Origin of the sequence: Spiroplasma sp. ald (assembly GCF_044714355.1) — a bacterium.
Classification (GTDB): Bacteria; Bacillota_I; Bacilli_A; order Mycoplasmatales; family Mycoplasmataceae; genus Spiroplasma; species Spiroplasma phoeniceum.
Map to the genome: position 1 here is coordinate 1 of NZ_RXFY01000111.1, position 3,133 is coordinate 3,133.

Below are 3,133 nucleotides of genomic sequence, written 5' to 3' on the forward strand. Positions count from 1 at the left end.
TAATTTAGATTTTAAAGTGTGTAATAAAAGTTATTTTGAATAATAAATTTATTAAATAATCCTATTTTAGACTTGTATATATATATATATATATATATATACTGAAGGTAGAACTTGATAAAAAGTTTCAAGATTAAGAAAAGGAGAAATACAGTAATGAAAAAATTACTTAGTTTATTAAGTATATTAACTATTAGTGGTACCGATATTCCAACAACAACTGCCGCTAGTCCTTATCAAAAAGAAGAAACTATCAAAAATATTGATATCAATTATCAACAAACAAGTAATTTAGAAAAATTAAATAGAAGTAAAAGAAATACAAACTTTTTAAAAACAGAAGCTGTAAATGTTGATTGAAATGTAAGAGATTATTTTAAAGATTTATGTAATAAAGTTTTAAAATCATTATTACGTGCCAATATTATATTATCTATTTCAGATTCAAATAGTAATGTTTCGGTTGTTTGTGATACAAATTACTATGTTATAAATTCAGACAGTAATTATAACTATTTTGTTGTTCCTTTTAATATTGAAAATAGAGGAATAATAGATTTAATTTTTAGATCAAGTGATTTTTATTTACAAGGTTTTACATGAAATACAACTTTTTATCATTTTTCTGATTCTACAATAAATAGTATTCCTGATCAAACTTCTCATAATTTAGGTTTTGATTCAAACTATAACACTATTGTTAGAGGAAATCCATCAATTAGTTGAACTGGAATAACTCAAGCTTTTAATGACTTATTTAATTATGGATCAGATGCTAGATATAGAAATAATACTAATATAATTCAAGCAGCATTTGCTCGTGTTATTTTGGCAACAGCAGAAAGTATGCGTTTTAGAGAGGTAAGAAGACTTATTCAAGATAATACAAATAATTACTGAGAAACAAGTTTCCATAATATTATAACAAATTGAGATTCTACAACTCAAAATGCTATAAATTATTTAACAGAAAATGGAAATTTAAATAATTTTGTAAGTAGAAATTTAATTTTAATATTTTCATATCCTATGCTTAGACATTTACATCAATGTAATAATAGAAATACAAGAAGTACTGGAAAAAACAACTTAATGTGTTTTAATAAGATTGATAGCACATCATCAGATTCAGAATGTACTGTTGGAAGATATATTGTTAATCATATTACTTGAAAAAATTTAATTCCAGGATACGGATTATTTCATGTTTTTACTTGCTAATAAATTTATAAATAAAATAAATATTAAAAATGAAAATAAGTTTAATTATTTTCATTTTTAATTAAACAAAAAACAATAAATAAAAGGAAAATTATATATGAAAAAAATATTAAGTATTTTATCCACAATCACTTTAATTGGAACAAGTACAACAAGTTTAGTTGCTTGTAATACACCACAAGAATATACAAAAGAAGAACTTAAAGAACTAAAAGAAAAGAATAAAATAAATACTACTAACCAAGAAATAAGAAACAGCTTAGAATGAATAGCACCACAAGAAAAACCATTTAATAAGGTTGATAGTAAATATTATTATGTAGTATGGCGTGGTGATAAAAATACTGATTGAAGAATTATTAAATTTAAAAATTATGATTTATCACACAACAAAATTTTAGACAAACATAATGAATGTGTCCTTGTATTAGAATTTTTATCATCACATAATACAGATTTATTTATTCAAGAAAATAAATATCCAAATCGCCGTTGATATTGAAAAAATGATAATGGTACATATATAAAATCAGTTTATCGTTGAAATTTAAATACAACAGAGTCAAATTTAATAGTTGATGATAAAGGTAATGTAAAAGTTAAAGGCGAACAAAAAAGAGATTTATTATCTCTTTTTTGTTTTTTATCTTGGCTTAAATGTAATTTTAACTGGGTTAGTACTTTTATTTCTAATACCTAATACACCCAAAGCATTTAAGTCTATGGTTATATCTTTATCATTACCTACATAACCTTCATCAGAAAAACCAAATAATATTCCTAATTGTGCGAATAATACTTTTGAAAATCTAATTTTTAATTTTAAATCATTTGTATAATATGCTTGTAAATATGTTTCTTTAATTTTATCATTAATATTATCAGATAATTTTGTTATTTGTAATAAAAATTTAATACGACTATTACTATGTTTTTCAGTTATATAAATATTTTGATAGTTTTCGCTAGGTAAACCAGTAGTATAAGCAGTAGTGAATGTTTTAATATCATTATTTATATTATCTGTATATAAAGTTATTGTATTTTCAAAATTAACATTATCAGTTTGTGGTAAACCATTATTATATATTTTTGCATTATTTAATGTTCCTAAACTAATAGTACAAGAATTTACTCCACCGGATAAATTAACATCTCTATCATAAATAAATCTTTCTATATCAGGTTTAAAACATATAACTTGTAAATTATTAAGATTACTTATTTATATTGTTTTATAAGCATCTTGGAATTTACTAATACTTTGAATTGTTGGGTCAATTTGTTTTAAATCAATTTCAGTTTCACAATAACCTTCATTAAATTCATCAGAAAATAAATTAATATAATTTAAAGTCATTTCTTTTTTACATTGTGCTGGTGCTGTAATTTTAGTTATTAATGCTTGTCATGTTTTACCATCTCAAATATCTTTGGTATAAGGTTCATAGTTATATGGTACTGGTGGTAAAACATATTGTGGGTAATTAAATGTTGGTACTTCATAGTCATGGGGTAATAAGAAACTAGTTTTATAATTAGTTGTCATATCGCGTAAATAATTATTTAAGACACTTTTTGTTTTACCTCTAAAACTTCATACTGATAATCTTAAATAATCTTCTTCATTATTAGTATATGGGTTATCAGCATAAAAGATAATTTCAAAATTACCTTTATATAAGGCTTGAATAGAAAACATATCAATTATATAACTACAATTTGTACCATCAGGTGTTTGTAAGAATTCGCAATTATTATCTTTTTCACTATCACTAACTGGTGTTTTTGCATCAACTGATTTTGTTTTTTCATTAATTAAATAAACTCGGTTAGTTTTAGGATTTAATTGTTTTAAATTATAAGTTGAATAAACTAATTCTTCGGTTGGTTTACCATCATTAGTTAAAAC

The 3,133-nt window shown here is 22.9% G+C and carries 3 protein-coding genes; 2 read left to right on the plus strand and 1 reads right to left on the minus strand.

From position 1 onward, the window contains the following. Window positions 1-156: 156 nt before the first annotated feature. A complete protein-coding gene (locus EHU54_RS05135) occupies window positions 157-1,221 on the plus strand; it encodes a ribosome-inactivating family protein (RefSeq protein WP_400249303.1) in 1,065 nt (354 codons plus the stop codon). 97 nt (window positions 1,222-1,318) lie between these two features. Next, window positions 1,319-1,921 carry a lipoprotein gene (locus EHU54_RS05140; protein WP_400249305.1) on the plus strand — a complete coding sequence of 201 codons (603 nt, stop codon included), beginning with the start codon at window positions 1,319-1,321 and terminating at the stop codon, window positions 1,919-1,921. Between the two features lie 525 nt (window positions 1,922-2,446). Here the strand turns inward: EHU54_RS05140 and EHU54_RS05145 are convergent. Beyond that, window positions 2,447-3,133 (minus strand): hypothetical protein (locus EHU54_RS05145; RefSeq protein ID WP_400249306.1); only part of this gene is annotated, 687 nt, incomplete at its 5' end.